Annotated in this window: 20 protein-coding genes and 3 pseudogenes; 14 read left to right on the forward strand and 9 right to left on the reverse strand. The window is 70.7% G+C overall.

The genetic code is table 11. The features are described from left to right. Positions 1-8 precede the first annotated feature (8 nt). Positions 9-201, forward strand: a pseudogene (locus tag ACFPIH_RS43340) (NAD(P)-binding protein); the annotation flags it as partial. Between the two features lie 148 nt (positions 202-349). Here ACFPIH_RS43340 and ACFPIH_RS43345 read toward each other — a convergent pair. Both ACFPIH_RS43345 and ACFPIH_RS43350 read right to left on the reverse strand, forming a co-directional pair. Beyond that, positions 350-493 (reverse strand): annotated as a pseudogene (locus ACFPIH_RS43345) (YnfA family protein); the annotation flags it as partial. 341 nt (positions 494-834) lie between these two features. Continuing rightward, positions 835-1,212 (reverse strand): ArsR/SmtB family transcription factor, encoded by a 378-nt coding sequence (locus tag ACFPIH_RS43350; protein WP_381183895.1) that lies wholly within the window; start codon positions 1,210-1,212, stop codon positions 835-837. 340 nt (positions 1,213-1,552) lie between these two features. On the opposite strand from ACFPIH_RS43350, the gene ACFPIH_RS43355 reads away from it, so the two are divergent. From ACFPIH_RS43355 to ACFPIH_RS43370, 4 genes are all read left to right on the forward strand, one after another. Then, a complete protein-coding gene (locus ACFPIH_RS43355; RefSeq protein ID WP_381183898.1) occupies positions 1,553-1,720 on the forward strand; it encodes a hypothetical protein in 168 nt (55 codons plus the stop codon). Between the two features lie 302 nt (positions 1,721-2,022). After that, positions 2,023-3,450 (forward strand): NAD(P)-binding domain-containing protein, encoded by a 1,428-nt coding sequence (locus tag ACFPIH_RS43360; protein WP_381183900.1) that lies wholly within the window; start codon positions 2,023-2,025, stop codon positions 3,448-3,450. A 28-nt stretch (positions 3,451-3,478) separates the two neighbouring features. Then, entirely contained in the window at positions 3,479-3,946 is a 468-nt protein-coding gene (locus ACFPIH_RS43365) for an ArsI/CadI family heavy metal resistance metalloenzyme (RefSeq protein ID WP_381183903.1), read from the forward strand. A 323-nt stretch (positions 3,947-4,269) separates the two neighbouring features. Then, a complete protein-coding gene (locus ACFPIH_RS43370) occupies positions 4,270-4,680 on the forward strand; it encodes an acetyl-CoA synthetase (RefSeq protein WP_381183906.1) in 411 nt (136 codons plus the stop codon). A 38-nt stretch (positions 4,681-4,718) separates the two neighbouring features. Here ACFPIH_RS43370 and ACFPIH_RS43375 read toward each other — a convergent pair whose 3' ends face one another. After that, positions 4,719-7,364: a WD40/YVTN/BNR-like repeat-containing protein gene (locus ACFPIH_RS43375; protein ID WP_381183909.1), complete on the reverse strand. Its 2,646-nt coding sequence runs from the start codon at positions 7,362-7,364 to the stop codon at positions 4,719-4,721. A 337-nt stretch (positions 7,365-7,701) separates the two neighbouring features. On the opposite strand from ACFPIH_RS43375, the gene ACFPIH_RS43380 reads away from it, so the two are divergent. Continuing rightward, the gene (locus ACFPIH_RS43380; RefSeq protein ID WP_381183912.1) at positions 7,702-7,992 is read left to right on the forward strand and encodes a hypothetical protein; all 291 of its coding nucleotides are present in this window, start codon (positions 7,702-7,704) and stop codon (positions 7,990-7,992) included. A gap of 286 nt (positions 7,993-8,278) precedes the next feature. Here the strand turns inward: ACFPIH_RS43380 and ACFPIH_RS43385 are convergent, their stop codons facing one another. After that, entirely contained in the window at positions 8,279-9,109 is an 831-nt protein-coding gene (locus ACFPIH_RS43385; RefSeq protein ID WP_381183914.1) for a DUF2182 domain-containing protein, read from the reverse strand. 311 nt (positions 9,110-9,420) lie between these two features. Between ACFPIH_RS43385 and ACFPIH_RS43390 the strand changes: the two genes are divergently transcribed. Both ACFPIH_RS43390 and ACFPIH_RS43395 read left to right on the forward strand, forming a co-directional pair. Continuing rightward, positions 9,421-10,077 (forward strand): DUF1326 domain-containing protein, encoded by a 657-nt coding sequence (locus tag ACFPIH_RS43390; protein WP_381183916.1) that lies wholly within the window; start codon positions 9,421-9,423, stop codon positions 10,075-10,077. Further along, positions 10,059-10,556: an aminotransferase class V-fold PLP-dependent enzyme gene (locus tag ACFPIH_RS43395; protein WP_381183918.1), complete on the forward strand. Its 498-nt coding sequence runs from the start codon at positions 10,059-10,061 to the stop codon at positions 10,554-10,556. The genes ACFPIH_RS43390 and ACFPIH_RS43395 overlap by 19 nt, the downstream gene beginning before the upstream one ends. A 480-nt stretch (positions 10,557-11,036) precedes the next feature. Here ACFPIH_RS43395 and chrA read toward each other — a convergent pair whose 3' ends face one another. Beyond that, a complete protein-coding gene (chrA, locus tag ACFPIH_RS43400; protein ID WP_381183921.1) occupies positions 11,037-12,236 on the reverse strand; it encodes a chromate efflux transporter in 1,200 nt (399 codons plus the stop codon). 177 nt (positions 12,237-12,413) lie between these two features. Further along, complete coding sequence (locus tag ACFPIH_RS43405; protein ID WP_381183924.1) at positions 12,414-12,827, reverse strand: MarR family winged helix-turn-helix transcriptional regulator; 414 nt, start codon at positions 12,825-12,827, stop codon at positions 12,414-12,416. On the opposite strand from ACFPIH_RS43405, the gene ACFPIH_RS43410 reads away from it, so the two are divergent. The 4 genes and pseudogenes from ACFPIH_RS43410 (at position 12,818) to ACFPIH_RS43425 (ending at position 16,292) form a co-directional block, all read left to right on the forward strand. Beyond that, entirely contained in the window at positions 12,818-13,468 is a 651-nt protein-coding gene (locus tag ACFPIH_RS43410; protein WP_381183925.1) for a class I SAM-dependent methyltransferase, read from the forward strand. The genes ACFPIH_RS43405 and ACFPIH_RS43410 overlap by 10 nt on opposite strands. Positions 13,469-13,730: 262 nt before the next feature. After that, positions 13,731-13,853, forward strand: a pseudogene (locus ACFPIH_RS43415) (ClpX C4-type zinc finger protein); the annotation flags it as partial. Between the two features lie 125 nt (positions 13,854-13,978). Next, complete coding sequence (locus ACFPIH_RS43420) at positions 13,979-15,499, forward strand: FAD-dependent monooxygenase (RefSeq protein WP_381183928.1); 1,521 nt, start codon at positions 13,979-13,981, stop codon at positions 15,497-15,499. Positions 15,500-15,686: 187 nt separating this feature from the next. After that, positions 15,687-16,292, forward strand: a complete 606-nt coding sequence (locus tag ACFPIH_RS43425) for a cadmium resistance transporter (RefSeq protein ID WP_381183930.1) — start codon at positions 15,687-15,689, stop codon at positions 16,290-16,292. 63 nt (positions 16,293-16,355) lie between these two features. On the opposite strand, the gene ACFPIH_RS43430 is transcribed toward ACFPIH_RS43425, so the two are convergent. Further along, on the reverse strand, positions 16,356-16,751 hold the full coding sequence (locus ACFPIH_RS43430; RefSeq protein ID WP_381183932.1) for a DUF4396 domain-containing protein: 396 nt from the start codon (positions 16,749-16,751) through the stop codon (positions 16,356-16,358). Between the two features lie 70 nt (positions 16,752-16,821). Between ACFPIH_RS43430 and ACFPIH_RS43435 the strand changes: the two genes are divergently transcribed. Continuing rightward, a complete protein-coding gene (locus ACFPIH_RS43435; protein ID WP_381183934.1) occupies positions 16,822-17,145 on the forward strand; it encodes a TetR/AcrR family transcriptional regulator C-terminal domain-containing protein in 324 nt (107 codons plus the stop codon). 29 nt (positions 17,146-17,174) lie between these two features. On the opposite strand, the gene ACFPIH_RS43440 is transcribed toward ACFPIH_RS43435, so the two are convergent. Further along, positions 17,175-18,815 (reverse strand): multicopper oxidase family protein, encoded by a 1,641-nt coding sequence (locus ACFPIH_RS43440; protein ID WP_381183937.1) that lies wholly within the window; start codon positions 18,813-18,815, stop codon positions 17,175-17,177. A 97-nt stretch (positions 18,816-18,912) separates the two neighbouring features. Beyond that, a complete protein-coding gene (locus ACFPIH_RS43445) occupies positions 18,913-19,344 on the reverse strand; it encodes a DUF6153 family protein (protein WP_381183940.1) in 432 nt (143 codons plus the stop codon). A gap of 330 nt (positions 19,345-19,674) precedes the next feature. On the opposite strand from ACFPIH_RS43445, the gene ACFPIH_RS43450 reads away from it, so the two are divergent. Continuing rightward, positions 19,675-19,884, forward strand: a complete 210-nt coding sequence (locus ACFPIH_RS43450) for a hypothetical protein (RefSeq protein WP_381183942.1) — start codon at positions 19,675-19,677, stop codon at positions 19,882-19,884. Positions 19,885-19,920: the final 36 nt, after the last annotated feature.

The following is a 19,920-nucleotide window of genomic DNA, read 5'->3' on the forward strand; positions in this document are numbered from 1 at the left end:
GAACGCGGATGGTGGTGATCGGCGGCGGCCGGTCCGGGCGCCGCCGGATATTACCTACGCCGCGTCGGCCTCGACTTCGTCATCCTCGACGCCCGGACCACACCGGGCGGCGCCGGGCAGCACCCCTGGGACTCGCTGCGCCTGTTCTGCCCGGCCGCGTACTCCTCGCTGCCTGGCCGGCTGCCGCAGAGCGGCGAGACCGGAACGCGAAGCCCTGCTGGAGTGTGTACGGACCTATGAGCAGGAGGCGAGCGAGCAGGTCGCCAAGCTCCGCGTCCGGCCGGCACGCGCCGCGGACTTCGCCGGCACCCTCCGCGCCCGCCTTGAGCAGAACAGCCCCGCCGTCCAGCCCGTAGAGACCGAGGGTGATCACGCCGGCGCCGATCCAGATCCACCCCTTGTGTTCGCGGATGCCCTGCCACACCAGCCAGGCACCGCCGATCTCGAACAGGGCGGCAACGACGAACAGGGCAACGGAACGAGCAACGGTCATGGCCGGTGAGGCTAATGGCGGCCCGTGGTGGTGATCTGAACCGGGTCGCCGGATGCCTTGCAGCCGCACCCGTTGCCGCCTGCAGCTTTCGGTGTGCAGGAGGCAGGAGCGACGGTGCTGGCCGAGTCACCAGGTTCCGGCGGCGAGCACGGTCAGGACCACAGCGCCGATGCCGGCCCCGGCAAGGACGAAGGGGACGGCGAGAAACGCGATGACGGCGTTGTTCACTGCGAAGCTTCGTCCCCCCGCTCACGAAGGCAACCACTCCGTCGGCCCACCACCGCTTTCAGGGTCCGGTGAGCCTTGGCGCCGACAGTTCCCGGGCGAGGGCCCAGTCGCGCTCAGGCTACGGCCGAGGTGGTCGTCAGCAGCTTGCCCATCGCGGCCAGCACCGACGGCTCGACCCGGTAGTACACCCACGTGCCCCGCCGCTCGGAGGTGAGCAGCCCGGCCTCTTTGAGCTTCTTCAGGTGGTGGGAGACGGTCGGCTGGGAGACCCCGACGTCGGAGATGTCGCACACGCACGCCTCGCCGCCCTCGTGGGAGGCCACTGCCGAGAACAGTCGCAGTCGCACCGGGTCGCCGAGCGCCTTGAACATCCGCGCGGCCGTCTCGGCCTCCTCCGCGGTGAACGGGCGCTCGGTCAGCGGTGGGCAGCACGGCGCCGCAGCCTCGCCTTGGGCGGGTTCCAGCAGCGGCAGTGCCTTCGTGTTCGACATGCATCTATGTTGACACATGTCGAAGCAGTGATGTGAGGGTCGGACGACCTCAGGCCGCCAGGCGGGCGGCGAGGTGCCGCGCGATCCGTTCCGCATCCCGGCCTGCTCCGCGCAGGGAGTTCGACGACAGGCTGCGCCGCCATTCCAGGCCGACGTAGGTCAGCCTCGGGAGTGACGGCGAGACCTCCTGGCCACTGCCGTCGGCGCAGGTGGCCTTGGCGTCGTCGATGACCGGCTGAGTCGGGGGTGTGCGTAGAAACCGGCCGAGAGGCAGGGTGTCGACCCCGGTTCGTCAGTGCAGATCCCGGCCCGGCGTGCGCTGCGCCGCGAAGCGCACCGGATGTCGCGTGGCGAGGGTGACCTGGGCGTGCGCGGCCGGTTCGGCGGCGGTCTGTACGGCCGTATTCCCAGCGCCGGCGACCGCGACGCGCTGCTCCGCAAACGGCTCCGGCGCGCGTTACTCGGCCGCGTGCAGCACCGTGCCGGCGAAGCCCTCCAGCCCCGGTAGCGCCGGACGGTGGGGGCGACCGAAGGTCCCGGAGGTCGCGAGTGTACGGATCTCGGCGTCCAGGCAGTGGGCGTAGCGCAGTGGGTAGGCGACGACCTCGGATAGCGGTCCGGATCCCGACCGTGATCTGGCGGGCCGGTCCGACGCCTCCAGGGCCACCGGCTCCGGCTCCTGTCGCCGCAGGGCATGCGCTGCGTCCAGCCTGGACTGGACGCCCCCGATCGCCGCGCTACGTCCACCTGTTCCATGCCCGCTCCCAAATTCGATGAATGTCTATGTTGACGCTTATCGATATAGGTGCCATGCTGGCAGCGCGAGAGATTGACGGATATCGAAACAAGGGGAACCCAGTGGCTGCGTCCATCAATAGCGTGCTCACCACCGACCAGCCGCCCGTCGTGGTCATCGGCACCGGCCCCATCGGCCTGGCCGCCGCCGCCCACCTCGTCGAGCACGGCATCGAACCCCTGGTCCTGGAGGCCGGGCCGGTCGCGGGCAGCGCTGTACGCGAGTGGTCCCACGTCCGTCTGTTCTCGACCTGGGGCGAAGTCATCGATCCGGCCGCCGAGAAGCTCCTCGCCCCGACCGGCTGGGTCCGGCCCGACGCCTCCACCTACCCGACCGGCGGTGACTGGGCCGAGCGCTACCTCCAGCCCCTCGCCGACGCCCTCGGCGACAAGGTCCGCTACGGCACCACGGTGACCGGAGTCGCCCGCGCCGGCCGGGACCGGATCGTCGACTCGGGTCGCGGCGAACAGCCGTTCACCGTGCACGTCCAGTCCGTCGACGGACGCGAGGAGCGAATCACCGCCCGCGCCGTCATCGACGCCTCCGGTACCTGGTCCACCCCCAGCCCCGCCGGTGCGGACGGCCTGCCCGCCCTCGGCGAGAAGATCACTGCCGACCGCATCACCTACCGCGTCCCCGACCTCAACGACCCAGCCATACTCGCCCGTTACGCGGGCCGACGCACCGCCGTCGTCGGTTCCGGCGCCTCCGCCTTCACCGCCCTCGCCCTCCTCACCGACCTCGCGAAGGAGGAGGACGGGACCCACGCGGTGTGGATCCTGCGCCGAGGCATCGGCTCGAACACCTACGGCGGCGGCGAGGCCGACCAGCTCCCCGCCCGAGGCGCGCTGGGCCTGCGCGCCAAGGCCGCCGTCGAGGCCGGCCACGCCAGCGCGGTCACCGGATTCCGTGCACAGGCTGTGGAACGCGACGGCGACCGGCTCGTCCTCGTCGCGGAGGACGGCCGCCGCCTCGAACCGGTCGACGAGGTCATCGTCCTGACCGGCTTCCGCCCCGACCTGACCTTCCTCTCCGAACTCCGCCTCGGCCTCGACGAGCGCCTCCAGGCCCCGACCGCCCTGGCCCCGCTCATCGACCCCAACGTCCACTCCTGCGGCACCGTCTACCCGCATGGCGTCAACGAGCTCTCCCACCCCGAACAGGGCGTCTACCTGGTCGGCATGAAGTCCTACGGCCGCGCCCCGACCTTCCTCGCGATGACCGGCTACGAGCAGGTCCGCTCCATCACGGCCGCGATCGCCGGAGATCAGGAGGCCGCCGAGCGCGTCGAACTCACCCTCCCGGAGACGGGGGTGTGCGGCGGCGCGGGCCTCTTCGACGAGGCGGAGAGCACCGAGCAGTCCGGTGGCGGCTGCTGCGCCGCCCCCACCACCCTTCAGATCGGCATCGGCGCCCCGGTCTCCGCCTCCGGCGGCTGCTGAACACCCCACCCAACCAAGGAAGTTCGCCATGACGCCCCGCCTACAGCTCGCCCTCCGCGTCCCAGACCTCGCCGAGTCCGTCGCCTTCTACACGAGGCTCTTAGGCACCCAGCCCGCCAAACTCCGCGACGGCTACGCCAACTTCGCCATCGCCGAACCCCCGCTCAAGCTCGTCCTCATCGAAGGCGCCGCAGGTGAGGCGACCCGCATGGACCACCTCGGTGTGGAGGTCGAGACGACCGAGGCGGTCCACGCCGCCACCACCCGCCTGGCCGAGGCCGGCCTGACCACCGACGTGGAGAACGACACCACCTGTTGCTACGCCCTCCAGGACAAGGTCTGGGTCCACGGCCCCGGCCGGGAACCCTGGGAGGTCTACGTCGTCAAGGCCGACGCCGACTCCCTGGCCAAGCAGCAGGGCAGCACCTGCTGCACCGGCCCCGCCGAAGCCGACACCGGCTCGAAGGAACCGGCCGTTGCCGGCAGCTGCTGCTGATCGGCCGATGACCAACCTCCCACCAGCGAGAAAGCGACCGGGACGGGAGACCGGTCGCGGCCCCGCCGCCGCCCTGCCTGCCATGTGCGCCACCCAGATCACCAGCTGGGGAATCGTCTACTGCGCCTTCCCCGTGCTGGCATGCTCGTGTCCGTACACGTGGGCAGGGAGGTACCGGAATGCGGTGGTGGGCCGGGGTGTGGGCGGTCGCCGGGGTGGCCGCCTTGGTGACGTGCGGTACGTCGGGGAGAAGTAGCACTCCGGCAGGGCCGTCGAGCGGTGCGCCGACGCGCACGTCCGCGGTTCCGTCCTCTCCCTCGTCCGTGAGCCCGACTGGACGAAGCCCGTCGGGAAACCCGTCCGAATCGGCCACCGCGCCGGCCCCTTCGGCGGCGAGCTGTGCTTCCGGGCACGCGGAGGTCTCGGTCAGCCCCGGTGACGCGGTCGTCCAGCGGCTGTGCGTGCGGCCCGGCGCCGTGGTCTCCCTCGCCCTGGAGCCCCGGGTGGACGACAAGCGGTGGACGGCCGTGCAGAGTTCCGCACCGGTCTTCGTCCTGGTGTCCGGTTGGAAGGTGGACGCGGACGGTACGGCCCGCGCCTCGCTGCGGTGCGCGGGCACCCGGGGCGGTACGGCCGAGGTCACCGCGAAGGCGAAGGCGCCGGACGTGGCGGGCACGGCGCGGGTCGCCTTCACGCTGCAGGTGGACGTGGTGCCGTACACGACACAGGGGTGATCCCGGAAACCAGGGATCACCCCCTCCACATCGCTACGTCAGTCGCAGTCGCGCACCTTGATCGTGTAGATGCCACGGCCGTGGGTGGCCGCGTACAGCGTGCTGCCGTCGGGGCTCAGCTTCAGCTGGAGCACGGCGACCGCCGGGAGGCTGCCGACGCGCTGCCAGGTCGTCCGGCCCGGCGCCCGGTAGACGACGCCGAGGTCGGTGCCCACGGCGAGGCCGCCGCTCGGCGTGACGACCGCGGAGTCGGTCGGCACGTCGGGGAGGTTCTTCGAGATGTCCTTCCAGGTGGTGCCGCCGTCCTTGGACTCGAAGACGTGACCGACGCCCGCACCCGGCCCCTCGGTCCACTGCCGGGAGAAGCCGTTGACCGTGAGGTAGACGTGCTCGGCGTTCTTCGGGTCGACGGCGAAGCCGCTGAGGTAGCGGTTGGGTACGGTTCCGTCCACGGGCAGGGTGATGTCGTGCCAGCCGGTGCCGTCCGCGTTGCCGACGGAGATGCCGCGGGCGAAGCCCTGGTTGTTGCAGGGACCGCACCAAGCCGCGTAGACCTTGCCGCCGGATGCCGCGACGGCGGTCGCGGTGCGGCCGGAGCCGAGGTCGTACACGCTCGTCCACTCGTCGCCGCTACGGATGGCGTAACCCTTGGTCTGCACCCAGACGTGGCGGCCACCCGCGATCCAGGTCGAGGGGGTCTTCGCGTCGGCCGCGAGCGGCGCGATGAAGCGGGCCTCGCTCGTCGCGTTGTCGGCCGGGGCGACGTTGAACGACGTGGCCTTGCTGGAGTCATTGACCCAACTGCCGTCGTTCACGGCACAGTTCTGGGTCACCTGGATGGAGAGGTAGACGTACTCCTCGGCGATGTTGCATCCGTTGGCCGGGTCGGTGAGCGTGTCGCCGCCGTCCCCGCCGAAGTTGGAGCCCATCACCTTGTCGTTGCTGCGCAGGACGGACTGGCCGTTGTCCTGCAGCCCGCCGGTGACGGACACGCCGCCGTACGTCAGGTCCTTGCCGACGCCGACCGAGTAGTACTGCAGGGTGTCGATCGTGCCGTCGTTCAGCGAGGTCCAGTCGGTGGCGTGTCCGGAGGAGTCCTGGGAGCCGGTCACCGGGCGCTTGTAGACGCCGCCGTCGTTGCCGGCGTACACGAAGCTCTTGCCGTGGTAGCGGCCGATCGCGACGCCGTGCTGGTCGGAGTGGGTGGTCTGGTTGCAGTCACCGGTCTGCTTGGCCGGATCGATGCTCCAGCAGGAGAAGCCGAAGTTCCAGTACGGGCCGACGGTCGACCAGGTGCCGCCGCCGTCCTTGGACTCGTAGACCTCTTCGAGTCCCGCGTACACATGCTGCGGGTCGCTCGGGTCGACGGTCAGGAACTGGTTGTACCAAGCCTGAACGCCGGGCATGTAGCCGCTGGACGTCAGCGCCGAACCGGAGGCGGCCAGGCCCTGGTAGTCGGCGATTTTCGTCCAGGGCCCGGTGGGGGAGCCGGACTTGGAGACGTAGAAGCCCTGAAGTCCGCTGTCCGGGTTGGTGTTCAGCTGCTCCGGCGACTGGTCGATGGCGTAGTAGCGGGATCCGTCGGCGGAGCGGGCGAAGGTGACGTTGCCGACGTCGTCCGGGTCGGTCGGCAGGTCGCCCAGGCTGCTGGTGATCCGGGTCCAGGTGCCGCCTGCGCCCCTGGTGTAGAAGCCGTTGTAGTCGTCCCCGCTGCGCCAGCCGACCGCGAGGACCACCTTGTTCGGGTTCTTCGGGTCGATCGCGATGTCGTTGGCGATGTTCTTGTACGGGGCGTCGGGGTCGTCGGCCTCCGAACCGCCCGGCAGGAAGGCGGGGTTGGGGGCGAACTCCAGTTTCCAGGCGCCCTTCAGCGTCTTCGTCGAGTGGCTCCAGACGCCCTTGCTGGTCGCCGCCCACACCTTGCCGCCGCCGAAACGCAGCTGGTGGACGGTGGTGCTCTCGAGCTCGTCGCCGCCGACCCTGCTGCGGGAGGCGAAGGTGCCGTGGTGCGGGTCGGTCAGGACGTAGACGCCGCTGCCGAGGTAGGCGTCGGCGTTGGTCGTCGCCTCGCCGGTGCCCAGCCACAGCCGCCCGGTCCCGTCGAGGGCGAGCGCGCCGGTGGACTGCGCGGGCAGCCGGTCGCTGATGGGCTGCCAGTGCCCGCCGCCGGTGCGGGAGCGCCACACGCCGCCGCCCGCGCTGCCCGCGTACACGTACCCGTCGTCATCGGCGGCGATCGCCGCCATCCGGCCGGTGACGTTGCCCGAGCCGCCGCTGGAGTTGGAGTCGATGTCGCGGTAGCGCGGGTCGTCGGAGTTGTACGGCAGGTCGGTGACGTTGCGCCAACTGCCGCCGGTGCTGGGCAGCTTGCTCAGGTTCTGCCAGGCGGCGCCGTAAGCGCCCGGTGCGACGACGCCGGGTGAGGTGCGGGCCTCGGCGTACTGGTCCGCACCCTCGGCGATCTCGTCGGCCTCGTTGCCGTCGTCGCCGTCCTCGCCCTTCAGGTTGGGGGTGAGCATGCCGACCGACTGCTCGCGTCCTGCGGCGAGTTGGGCGAGGGCGCGGGTCCCGAAGGGGGTGCTGTTCCCGCTGGGCGCGGCGCCTGCGGGTACTGCGACGAGAGCGGCGGAGGCGGTGAGGGAACAGATCGTGAGCCATCGTCTTCTACGGGTGGGTGCTGACATCAGGTCCTCCCAGAACAGGCGTTGATACAGCCGTCGCAGGGACCCGATCACGGGTGGAAGAAGAGGCATCCCGCACTTGGACATCCTTTGACCAGAACCTGCCACTTCGTGTACGGGGCACAGCCGGCTCATGGGATGGCGAAAGATTGGTCGCTTGCTGGTCTGCCGATGCCGATGCCGATGCCGATGCTCTGGCCTTGCTCTACAAGGCGGATTCCTAGGGTCGTTGGCGTCCCCGGAGACCGGCGACGAACGCGCCCCGGATCTCGTTCCCCGAAGTTCTGGATGAACATGGACACGGTGTGGGACCCGCACTTCTTGGCGCCCCACCAGGACTTTGGACGCCCACGTCGCCTGCCTGCGCCGCAAACTCGGCGACGCGGGCTGGATCACCACCACACGTGGCGTCGGCTTCCGCCTGACCGAGCCGCCCGGAACCGGCGACTCGCCACCAGGGGCCGGCGGATGCCTCGTCGCCTGCTGCTCAGCTACCCGTGCCTTGCCCTGCTCGTGCTGGCCGGCCTCGAGCTCCCCCTCGGTTGGATCTACGGCCGCCGCGTACGGCGAAGTGTCCGGGTACACGTTTGCCAGCGTTCAGCCCGAGGGTGCGCCCACCGGGCGCGGGTAGAGGTGCGGGCCGCCGTCTCGTCGTACCTGGCAAGGGAGGCACGGGAGGAGGCGGGGAATGTCTTCGGCCGTGCCGGCGCCGCCGCGACTGCTGGCCACGGTGGCCTCCCACGCGTCCCTGAGATGATGCACCCCGATCGCACTTCTCGTCGGCACGGTGTTGTCCCTGGACAACCAGGGTTCCGTCATCGCGTCCGGAGACGTCGGCGCGGCCACGGCCGTGCGCGTGGCGGGGCCGTGCGCGTGGCGGGGCCGAAGAGCCACCTGGTGAGATGATCGGCAGCCGGTCAGAGCGCCAGGGCCGCCATCTGGTCCATCGACGGATCCGACATCTGCAGGCCCGGCAGCAGCCAGTCCTGGAACGGGGCGAGCACGGCCAGCACGAAGAGGGCGACACCGACCGCCCAGCTGAGCCAGGGACCGCCCCGCCACAGCTTCTCCAGGAAGATCACCGCCGCCAGTCCCGCCATCGCCGCCACGTTCATCACGCCGAGCGGGATCAGGACGATCATCAGCCCCCAGCAGCAGCCGACGCAGTAGAGCCCGTGGTGCGCGCCCACCCGCAGATCCTTCGCCCACGGCCGGAACCGCGCGTATCGCAGCAGCTGGAACATCGGGCTGCGGCAGTGCCGCAGACAGACCCGCTTCAGCGGCCCGAACTGCTGGACTCCCGCGAGCAGGAAGGCGACCGCGCCGATCCAGCGCCCTGCCTCGGGGTGAGCGTCGACCAGGTGCCCCGTGGCCGCCAGGGCTCCGTACACCAGCAGTCCGAAGCCGGCCCAGGCCAGCAGGTAGCCGCCGACGAATTCGGTGAGGCGCAGCGCACGGACGCCGCCCACGGTGCTGCGGTTGATCGCCTGTACCCAGGTGAGAGCCACGGGTGCCAGCGAAGGCAGCATCATCGCCGTCATCATGACCACCCACAGGAGCAGGAAGATCGGGAGCGCCAGACCCATGGTGCCTGGCTCCATCCCCATGTCGCGGGACTGCGCGGCCGTGAGCACCCACGCCAGAGCGGCGATCAGGGCCAGGAGAGTCCAGCCGACGGCCAGATCACGCCTCGGCAGCAGGACCCCCGGCCGGGTGGGCTCTGGCGGGGCGAGCCGGAGATGCGGCATGGCATGCCTCCCAAGGGACGCCCGCCGCTTGGGTGGCCACGATGAGCACCCCGAAGACATCTCCAGCAGATCACAGAATCGCCAGCCTCAAAAACGGAGGATCGGGACACGGGTGGTAGCCCTCATGACAGCCACTGGGCCTCCTCGGCGCGTCGACGGCCTCGACGGATGGCGCCCCATGGGTACGTATGCGTGCCCGGATCCCGATGAGCCCCTTTCGCCTCCGAAGCCACTTCGCTTTCGCGTCGACGGGGCGCACCCTGGAAGTGAGGCCGCTCCGTATACCGGGAGACCGGGAGAGGAGGAGCGAGATGGCTGAGCAGACCACCAGCAGCCCGCCCTGGCGCGTGGTCGGCGACTGGTTCGACACCTGCAAGTGCGCCATACCGTGCCCATGCACATTCGCCCAGCCCCCGTCCGAGGGCGATTGCGAGGGCGTGCTTGCCTGGCACATACGCGAGGGACAGTTCGGGGATGTCCGGCTTGACGATCTGAACGTCCTCATGCTCGCGTCCTTCACCGGCAACGTGTGGACCGGCGAGCACACGGACCCGTATGCCGCCGTCTTCGTCGACGAGCGCGCCGACGACCAGCAGCGCGCCGCACTGGGCGCGATCTTCGGCGGGGAGGCCGGTGGCTGGCCGCAGCAGTTCGTCGAGGTCTTCCGACCCGAGATGCGCGGCATGGACGTCGCTCCGATCACCGTCGAGGTCGACGAGGACCTGGGGGCGTGGCGCGCCGAGATCCCCGGCCGGGTGACCGCCCGTGCCGAGGCCCTCACCGGTCCCACCACCCCCGAGGGGGCACGGGTCCAGGTCCACAACGCGCCCGGTGCCGAGGTCGGCCCGGGACAGATTGCCACCTGGGGCCGGTCCACCACCGATCAGGCCGACGCCTTCGGCTTCAGCTGGAGCCGCAGCGGCAAGTCCAGCAAGTACTTCCCCTTCGATTGGAGCGGCCCCGACTGACGTGCGACGCGCCGAAGGGCATCGCCGCCCTGTACGTCCGCCAGGGCGTCGCCCTCGAACCGCTCGTCTACGGCGGGGGACAGGAGCACGGCCTGCGCGCCGGCACCGAGAACGTCGCGTTCGCCGTCGCGCTGGGCACGGCCGCCGAACTCGCCGCCGCAGAACTGGCTGATGGGACACCAGGCCGCATCGCGGGACTCCGGGACGGCCTGCACCGGCGCCTGGCCGACGCCCTGCCCGGCCGCGTCCACCTCAGCGGACCCCGCACTGGACGCCTGCCCAACACGCTGAACGTCAGCATCGACGGCGTGCTCGGGCACGAACTCCTCGCCGCCGCACCCGACCTCCACCGGATCGGCCTGCCACAGCGGCACCCACACCCCCTCGCCCGTCCTGACAGCCATGGGTCTCACCCCGGACGGCGTGCTCGGGGCCCTGCGGCTGTCCCTGGGCCGGTGGGGCACACTCGAGCACATTGAAACGGCGGCAACCGCGCTGCTCAAGGCGGCTGCCGCGCGGTGAGAAGGGGGCCCATCGGCCTCACCGCGAGAGCGACGACGGGCAGGAGAACTATGTGGATGAGTGCTGCTTCAGGGCGTCTGGAACGATGTGCCCCGTGGATGTCGATGATCAGACGGTGGCGGTGAGCGGGGACGGACCGGAGTGGACGGGTGTGGTGAGCCAGCGGCTCCGTTGCTGCGTCTGTGGTGGGCCGACTGATGGCTCCGAGGATTACGTATTTGTCGAACTGACGGCACAGTTCGCTGGCACTCGCCAATGGCTGGGCGCGCATGCGGAGCACCTGAACTCCGTCCTTGCAGAGGGGTTCTCCGTGGAGGTTCACAAGATGTAGGGGTTCCGCTCGAAGACGGGACCGGTTGCCCTCACCCCGCTCCGGGTGTCTGGGGTTCGTAGAAGGCCCCATTGGGGAGCCACGAAAACGGTAACTGGGGGAACGGTCAGGACACCGGCCAGCCGGCGAGTACCACAATCGCTCCGAGCACGCCCGCTCCCAGTAGTGCGCTGACCACTCCCCGGCGCGCGGCCAGCAGCCACACCGCTGCTGCGGCGAGGACGCCGTACTGCCAGGCGTGTTGCAGTGCCAGGGCCAGGGGGATCGCCGATCCGGCGATGGCGCCGATGACCGCCGGTCCGGCGCCGGTGAAGAACGCCTGCACGCGGTCGTTGGCCCGCAGTCGGTCGAACCGGGGGCCGCCGACGATCACGAACAGGAATGACGGGGCGAAGGCGACGGTCGCCGCGAGCAGTCCGCCGCCCACCCCGGCGGCGGCGTATCCGACCACTGCGACGGTCTGTACCACCGGCCCTGGCGTGATCTGTCCCAGCGCGACGGCGTTGAGGAACTGTCCGTCGGTCATCCAGTGGTAGTGGTCGACCGCGTCGGCCTGCATCATCGGGATGATCACGAACCCGCCGCCGTAGGACAGCGCGCCGACCTTCAGCGCGACCCACACCAGCGCCAGCAGGCCCCCGCTTGCCGCCGGGGCGGCGGCCAGCAACGGCCACGAGACGGCCCGCCGGTCCGGATGCCCCGACGGACGCGCCCGGACCGCGACTTCCACCAGGCCGGCGCCGATCAGCACCAGGACCAGCCACGGCCCGGTCAGCGCGGCTGCCGCCGCGCCCGCCAGGCAGTAACCGATCCACCGGGCCTGTGGTGCCCGTGTCTGCCCGGCTCGCTTCCAGCTCGCCGGTACCAGGCTGGCGGCCGCCTGCACCGCCACCGCCGCGACCGCGGCCCCGGCGCCCGCTGCGGCGCCCCTCACCCACAGCGGCGGGTGTCCGGCCAGGAACAGCGCGGCCAGAGCCAGGATCAGCACCAGGCCCGGCACGATGAAGCACACCCCGCCGACCAGCGCCCCGGCCAGGCCACGCAGCCGCCACGCGGTGAAGATCGCCAACTGGGTCGAGGCCGGGCCGGGCAGCAGGTTGGTGGCCGCGATGCCGTCCTCGAAGTCGGCAGCGGCGATCCAGCGTCGGCGGTCCACGCACAGCTGCCGCAGCAGCGCGATATGGGTCGGCGGTCCGCCGAACCCGATGCAGCCGATACGGCCCCACTCCCGGGCTATCGTCCCCAGCCCCACCCGGACCTTTTCGGCCCGGTCCTCTTCCGCCCGGTCCTCGTCCGCCACCGCCACGCGCTGTCCTCTCCCGCATACTCGGCCCGCACCGCGGCGGGACCCTACCCGGCCCGGATGAACGGACGGAGCCGGACCGGACGTGCCTGACCAGCGGTGACGCAGAGGATCAGCCGACCGCGGCCACGGGCGCGGACGCGAGGCCCAGTCACCCCATCGACGACGACATCCTGCACATCAGCCCATCGTCCGCAACCGCTCGATCACAACCGCCAACCCACCCTGGAACGCCTCCAGTTGCGCAGCAGGCATGTCACCGAACAGCACGGCGGCCATGGAGTCGCGGCCGCCCCGCAGGGTAGCCGTGACCGTACGGCCTTTCGCGGTCAGCGACACCAGAGTCGCGCGCCGGTCGGTCGGGTGGGCCTCGCGGGCCACCAGCCCGTCTGCCTGCAGGGCGTCCAGCAGTCCGGTGACATTGCGCGGGGTGACTCCCAGCCGTGCGGCCAGCGCCCGCTGGGTCATCGGCCCGTCGTGCAGCAGGGCCCACAGCAGGCCCGCCCGGGCCGTCGTCAGCCCGTGCTCGGCGACGCCGCGCGCCATCATCGCGCCGAGCACCTCGGCCAGCAATGGCCCAACAGATGAAGCCACATCCGGTCTTCGCCCGCTTCTACGCGAAGGTCGCCGGCCCCGCGCTGGAGAAGGCCGGGATCACGGAACACCGCAAGCGCCTGCTGTCCGGCCTGTCCGGCGAAGTCATCGAAATCGGCGCGGGCAACGGACCGAACTTTGCCCACTGCCCGGACAAAGTGACCCGGCTCCTCGCCCTGGAGCCCGAGCCGCGCCTGCGCGCGGCAGCCGAGCGGCGTGCCCGTACGGTCACCGTCCCCGTGGAGGTGGTGGACGGGCGAGCCGAGCAACTGCCCGCCGAGGACGCGTCGTTCGACGCGGCCGTCGTCTGCCTCACCCTGTGCTCCGTGGCCGACCCGCACGCCGCGCTCGCCGAGCTGTACCGGGTACTGCGGCCGGGCGGACAATTGCGATTCTTCGAACACGTCAGAACCGACTCGCCAACGATGCGACGGGTACAGCGCGTGGTGGACGCCACGGTCTGGCCGCTGCTGATGGGCGGCTGCCACACCGGCCGCGACACCCGGTCAGCCATCACCGCGGCCGGGTTCACCCTCACCACGGTCGATCGATTCGCCTTCCCCGAGACCCGTCTCCCCTCGCCCGCCGCCACCCACATCCTCGGCGCCGCCGAACGCAGCCAGGCGGGAGGCGCCGTGTGACTATTCAGCCCGCCAGCCCGACCGAGGAGCCACGCGGCCCATGCTGCAGCGCACGCTGCAGGTCGGCCACGCTCAGTGCCCTCTCGACCCCGCCCGTCCGGTCCCCGGTACAGGCGGCAGGAGACAGCGGCGCGGACCCCCGGCGCCGCGAAGGGGTCGACGCCGTCGATGAGGATGGTCGGCGAGCCGTTCATACCGCACCGGGCAGCCTCCGCCTCGTCGGCGACCTCGACCAGCTGACGCCCAGGCTCGCTGCTCCCTCTGTGGCCGCCCTCGCACCGAGGAACGCCGCCTGGCCGCCGGACCGGCCGTGTGGATCTGCGCCGACTGCGTCGCTCTGCGAGGCGAGATCCCTGCCCAGCCTGCGGACGCGCGCAGCACGTAGGGCCTGTTCCGACGTACGGGCTGCGGCACTCGACGAGGACGACGTCGCACGCTGGGGCCCTGGCCACCGCGCTCGCGGTGCCGATGATCCCGACGGTCGGGGCCTGTCAGCACTACCGTGGATGCATGACGGCAGCGCTGGATGTGCTGGTGGTCGGTGCGGGGCCGACCGGGCTCGCTCTCGCCGCGCAACTCCGCGCTCATGGCGGCGACTTCCGGATCGTCGACCGTTCCCTCGACCGGGTGCGTGAGTCGCGGGCGCTGGCCATCCAGCCGCGCACGCTGGAGGCGCTGGCCGGGTTCGGAGTGACCGACGAGCTGGTCAAGCGCGGTAATCCCGCGGTGCAACTGCGGATGCATCTTCCGGGACGCGTCGTCCAGATGGCGCTCTTCTCAGGCGAGCTCACCGACACCCCGTACTCCTTCCTGCTGTTCCTGTCGCAGGCCGAGACCGAGAGCGTCCTCGCGGAGTGCCTGGAGGCGGAGGGCGTGACGGTGGAGCGCGGCACGGAACTGCTACGGCTGGAGAGGCAGGGCGGGTACGTCACCTGTCGACTGCGGCGGCGGCAGGACGGCAGGGAGGAGACCGTGCGTGCCCGGTACGTCGTGGGCTGCGACGGCGCCCACAGCACCGTACGAAGCGAGGCGGGCATCGACTTCCTCGGCTCCGCCTACCCGCAGACCTTCCTCCTCGCCGACTTGGAGGCCGACGGCCTGGAGCCGGGAGTCGCGCACACCTTCATGACCGATGCCGGGATGCTGTTCTTCTTCCCCCTCGGCAAGCCCGCGACCTGGCGGATGCTCGCGATGCGGCCCCCTGGCTCGCCGGGCGCCGAGGTGACACTGGGGCTGATGCAGGAGATCGTCGACCGATACGCCGACGAGGAGCTGCGCCTGCGGGACCCGGTCTGGATGACCGACTTCCGGCTCCACCGCCGCGGTGCCACCCACTACCGATCCGGCCCGTTCTTCCTGGCCGGGGACGCGGCCCACATCCACAGCCCGGCCGGCGCGCAGGGCATGAACACCGGCATCCAGGACGCCCTCAACCTCGGCTGGAAGCTCGCCCTCGTCTGCCGGGGCGCCGCACCCCAGGAACTGCTGGAGACGTACGAGGCGGAACGCGCCCCCGTCGGCCGCAGGGTTCTGCGCTTCACGGACCGAGCGTTCACCATCGCCACCAGCCGCAACCCTGTCCTCCGCCTGGCCCGCGTCCAACTCGCCCCGCGGATCGCCCCGTTGGCGCTGCGCGCGAGCGGGCTGCGCAACCGCGTGTTCCGTACGGTCTCCGAGCTCGACATCCACTACCGCCGCAGCCCGGTCAGTGTGGGCTCGCGTGCGTTCAGGAACGGGCCTCGGGCGGGTGACCGTCTGCCCGATCTTCCCCACGGGCTCCAGTCGCGGACCGCCGGACCGGGCTGTCACCTGCTTCTGACCGGGCCGCACCACCTCTGGCCGGACCAACGGATCGCCCCGGTCATATGCGGCAGGGAAGACCTCATCAGCGTCCACCGACTGGGCGCGGAGAGCCCGTGGCCAGACGTCGCACAGGGCCTCGTGCGCCCGGACGGTTACCTCGGCTACGTCGCGCGCGGCCTCCAATTGGAGGGTCTTCACGCTTACCTCAACCGCTGGCTCCCCTCCTGATTCGCGGCAGAACCCGGGAGTGCCCGGGTTCGACAGCAGTTCTTCAGCAATCCGGGAGGCGCCCCGACGGCGTCGTGTTCGAAGTTCACGAGCAGGAACAGCACTGAGCTTCGACCCCGTGCGGGGGTTCGGCCCGGGCTCTCGGTAGCGTCACCGGAACACCGACACCAAGGGAGAGCGGCTACTCGTGGACCTGGGCATCATCGGGCAGGCAGCCGGCCTGTTCGCCGTCACCAACATCGACGACATCCTGATCCTGGCGCTGTTCTTCGCCCAGGGCGCCGGTCACCGCGGTTCCACGCGCCGCATCGTGCTTGGCCAGTACCTGGGCTTCGCTGCGATCCTCGCTGTGGCGGTGGCCGCCGCGTTCGGCGCCACGTTCCTGCCCGAGTCCGCCATTCCCTACCTCGGTCTGCTGCCGCTCGCACTGGGCCTCAAAGCCGCCTGGCAGGCGTGGAAGAACCACCGCGACGACGGCGGGGACGAGGAGGAGGCGCAGGCCAAGGAGGGTGGGCCGAGCCCGCTGGAGGTCGCCGCGGTCACCTTCGCCAACGGCGGCGACAATATCGGCGTCTACGTGCCTGTCTTCGCCACCGCCGGCATCGGCGGGATGAGCGTGTACGCCGTGGTGTTCCTCGTGCTGGTGGCGGTGTGGTGCTTCGCGGGCCGGTTCTTCGCCACCCGCCCGGTCATTGCCAGGGCCCTGGCCCGCTGGGGCCACCTTCTGCTGCCCCTGGTTCTGATCTCCCTCGGCCTGCTCATCCTCATTGAGGGCGGCGCCTTCGGCTTGTGACGTGGCTGGCAGTCGGTCACGGGTCCCGCCTCAAGACGCGTTCGACGCCGGCCCGGCTGTTGGTCAGTGGTAGGCGTGGACGACCGCGTGGCCCTTGCCGCGGCCGATCATCCACTTAGTGAGGGCGATGATGGCGTTGTCCACCAGTTCCATCACGGCGATGGAGAGGGTGTCGGCGGCGAGCGCGACCTTGATGGCGGTCTTGAGGTCCAGGCCGGCCCGGCGGACCGCGAACAGCGTGAAGGAGTAGCCGAAGAGGAACGCGAGCGCGATCGCCAGGACCATGGTCGGCACGTTGCCCCACAGCAGGGCGGTGCCGATGACCATGCCGAGGATCTCGCCGATGGCGCAGCCGGTCAGGCAGTGCAGCGTCGCCTTCGCGGCCATTCCCCAGGACGCCCCCGCCTGCCCGCCGTGCTGGGCGTGATTGTCGTGCCCCTCGTGAGCGGTGTGGTCCATGACCACTTCCTCATTTTCATCCGGAGTGGCCCGGGTTCCCGAGCTGCATTGACGTGAAACCATATACCCCATGGGGGTATTCCGTCGGCCGCCCGCGAGTCTGGTCGCCGCCGAGCAGCACCGCTTCCCAGAACTCGGCAGGGCGTGGCACGGGCACGGTCCCGAGGGCCACCATCCGGCGGTGGCCGGTGCCCTGCGCGCGCTCGCGGACCAGGGCCGGCTGGTCATCCCCGACCTGGAGGCCGCGATCATCCAGCTCTACGCGCTGCTGGTCTTCCCCCACATGGTCTTCAGTACCTACGGCACCCACATCGAGGCCAGCCTCACGGACCGCCTCGTCGTCAGCGGGGTGGACATGTTCCTCGGACGCTACGGTCCGGGGCGGGACTGCTGAGTCCCGCCCCCGGACGGGGAACCGAAGGCTCAGGCTCCGTAGGCCACGAGCGCCATCATCCCGGCCTCGCCGTGGTAGGCGTTGTGGCAGTGCAGCATCCACTGGCCGGGGTTGTCCGCGTCGAAGACGACGGACACCTTCTTCTTGGGCAGCACGATGGTGGTGTCCTTGCGCGGACCGGTCCCGCCGAGCTGATACGTGTGGCCGTGCAGGTGCATCGGGTGCCACATGTCCGTGGTGTTGACGAAGTCGAGCCGGACGCGCTGGCCCTCCTCGACGAGCAGCGGGTTCGCGGTCGGATCGGCCAAGTCGTACCGCTTGCCGTTGACGGCCCAGTCGTACGTGGCCATGCTGCCGGTCAGCTCGATGCGGTGGACCCGGTCGGTCTTCTTCGCCTCCAGCCGTACGTCGTCGGCCGCGCGCAGCTGCGAGGCGGTCACGATCCGGCCGTCCAGTTCGGCCGGTCGTACGGTCGGCTTCGGAGCGCTTCCCGACCCGGTGCGCATCAGAGCCATACCGGCGGCGTCCTTGCCCTCGGCGAGCGCGACGAGCGGGAAGACGCCGTCTTCGAGCGTGACGAGGACGTCGTACCGCTCGCCCATGCCGATCAGCAGCGCGTCGACCTGCTGGTGCTCGACGGGAAAGCCGTCGGTGTGGGTGATCGTCAGCTTGTGGCCGCCGAGGGCCACCCGGTAGGCGGTGTCACCGCCCGCGTTGACGATCCGCAGGCGGACGCGCCTGCCCGGCTTGCCGGTGTAGACGGCCGGGTCGGTCGGCACCCGCCCGTTGACCAGGTGGTACGGGTATTTCACGTCCCCCGCGTCGCCGCCGAGCAGCCGGCTGGTGGCGCCCATGAGCATGAACCTCATCGACATGCCATGGCCGGAGGACGCGGACGGCGAGGCCGTCGTCCCGTCCATGCCGGAGCCACTCATGTCCATCCCGTCCATGTGTCCCATGTCGTGACCGGATGAGCCGGCCGAAGCGGAGGGAGTCGACGCGTCGCCGGAACCGCCCATGTCCATGCCGCCCATGCCCTGCCTGAGCTCGGCGAAGGCTTCGTCGGGGGTGCCGGTCACGCCGTCGAGCCAGTCATCGAGGACGACGACCCACTCGTCGTCGTACGACAGCGGCTCGTTGGGGTCCTCGACGATCAGTGGGGCGTACAGGGCGCGGTCGAGCTGGACACCGACGTGCGGGTGGAAGAAGTACGTGCCGGGTGCGTCGGCGACGAAGCGGTACGTGAAGTCGGACCCGGCTCGCACCGCGGTCTGGGTGACCGGCGGTACGCCGTCCATGTCGCTGCGCAGCGCGATGCCGTGCCAGTGGATGGAGGTCGTGGTCCTGCCGGGAAGCTGGTTGGACAGCTCGGCGGCGAGGGTGTCGCCGGCGGAGACACGGATCTCCTTGCCCGGAGCCCGGCCGCTGAAAGCCCAGGACTTCGCCATGGTGCCGCCGCCGAGGTCGAGCATCCCGGGAGCGGCGGTCAGGTTGAGGCGGTGCACCTTACCGGTGCCGGCCCGCTTCTGCTCCGTGCGAGCGACCTGGGAACCGGAGGGGCTGAGGAGGGAGGGGCGGCTGGAGGCGTCATTGCTGCAGGCGGCGAGCAGACCGGTACCTGCCGCGCCCAGTCCGGCGAGCAGGACGGAGCGACGGTTGATGCTGTTCACGAAAGAGTCCTCTTCTCGATGCGCGATAGGCGTTCGGGGCGGTCCGGACACGGCTCGCCGGCGTCGTGGTGACGCGGGGAAGCCGTGGGACGGCGGCCTATATGCGCAGTTGAGAGAGGAGAGACAGGTCGGGTGGCGCACGATTCACGGAGCGTGCGATGTCCACGCCACTGAGCACCGTGATCCGGGTCGGGAAGGTTGCGGTCGACGACTGGGGTGGTGCCACGAGCTGAATGGCGCTGATGCCGGCGGCCGTGCAGAGCTGCATTTCCATGGAAGGGCAGGAGGCGCCGTCGGAACCGTGTGCCGCAACGCCCGCCGCCGGCGAGCCCGTGTGGGGGTGCTCGGCAGGAGCTGAGACAGGTCCCGGCATGGCGTGCGGTGAAGCGGTCGACATCGACGTGACCGGCGCGTCGGTGAGCCCGTGGTGGAACAGTACGGCGACCACGGTGCACAGCGCGACCAGCAGGCCGCGTACCCAGCGGGCGGCTACGCCGGTCTGGGGCCAGGGCAACTCTCGTACCGTCATCAGGAGCGTCCGTACTTCCTGCGATCGCGGGCAACCCGAATATACCCCGCACGGGTATGTGCGGCAGCCTGGGATGACGTTGTCGCCTGCGAACCGGCCGAGTGCGGACCATGGGCGGAGTGGTGCCCATGGTGGTGCGGTGGATGTGCGGTGCCGTCCGCCTGTTGGGGAGGCTCCGCCGCGTCGGCGGCGCTGGGCCGCACCCCGGTCAGTGTGACCCTGACGAGCCGGTGCACCGCGGCCTCGGAGGGCAGCTGGCAACCAACCGACTCGCCCGCGGATTCTCCCGCAGCCGTCGACGGCGCTGTCCAGGCGCCGACAGGCGATGCCGTGCCACGCCGCGGTCACCTCAAGGCGATGGGCCTCGTGGCCGTCGTCGTACTCGTCCTGGCCGTGCACCTGGGGCTGGGCGGTGTCCTCCTGTCGAACTGGCGGTGGACCGGGTGGGCTGTCGGCGGCCTTCTCGCGGTCGTCCTCCTGAAGATCGCGCTGCTGGGCGGGTTCGCCATCCGTAGCGGCCGAGCATCGAGGAGCCGCTGAGCACGCCGTGGCACACGGGATCGGTGGACGCGCTCG

This window comes from Streptomyces vulcanius (genome assembly GCF_042653945.1).
In the GTDB taxonomy this organism is placed as follows: Bacteria; Actinomycetota; Actinomycetes; order Streptomycetales; family Streptomycetaceae; genus Streptomyces; species Streptomyces mangrovi.

Bases quoted from the DNA above. Each gene is read 5' to 3' on its own strand.
- ACFPIH_RS43350 (WP_381183895.1), bottom strand. From the start codon at position 1,212: ATGTCGAACACGAAGGCACTGCCGCTGCTGGAACCCGCCCAAGGCGAG.
- ACFPIH_RS43355 (WP_381183898.1), top strand. From the start codon at position 1,553: ATGTCGCGTGGCGAGGGTGACCTGGGCGTGCGCGGCCGGTTCGGCGGC.
- ACFPIH_RS43360 (WP_381183900.1), top strand. From the start codon at position 2,023: ATGCTGGCAGCGCGAGAGATTGACGGATATCGAAACAAGGGGAACCCA.
- ACFPIH_RS43365 (WP_381183903.1), top strand. From the start codon at position 3,479: ATGACGCCCCGCCTACAGCTCGCCCTCCGCGTCCCAGACCTCGCCGAG.
- ACFPIH_RS43375 (WP_381183909.1), bottom strand. From the start codon at position 7,364: ATGTCAGCACCCACCCGTAGAAGACGATGGCTCACGATCTGTTCCCTC.
- ACFPIH_RS43385 (WP_381183914.1), bottom strand. From the start codon at position 9,109: ATGCCGCATCTCCGGCTCGCCCCGCCAGAGCCCACCCGGCCGGGGGTC.
- ACFPIH_RS43390 (WP_381183916.1), top strand. From the start codon at position 9,421: ATGGCTGAGCAGACCACCAGCAGCCCGCCCTGGCGCGTGGTCGGCGAC.
- ACFPIH_RS43410 (WP_381183925.1), top strand. From the start codon at position 12,818: ATGAAGCCACATCCGGTCTTCGCCCGCTTCTACGCGAAGGTCGCCGGC.
- ACFPIH_RS43420 (WP_381183928.1), top strand. From the start codon at position 13,979: ATGACGGCAGCGCTGGATGTGCTGGTGGTCGGTGCGGGGCCGACCGGG.
- ACFPIH_RS43430 (WP_381183932.1), bottom strand. From the start codon at position 16,751: ATGGACCACACCGCTCACGAGGGGCACGACAATCACGCCCAGCACGGC.
- ACFPIH_RS43435 (WP_381183934.1), top strand. From the start codon at position 16,822: ATGGGGGTATTCCGTCGGCCGCCCGCGAGTCTGGTCGCCGCCGAGCAG.
- ACFPIH_RS43445 (WP_381183940.1), bottom strand. From the start codon at position 19,344: ATGACGGTACGAGAGTTGCCCTGGCCCCAGACCGGCGTAGCCGCCCGC.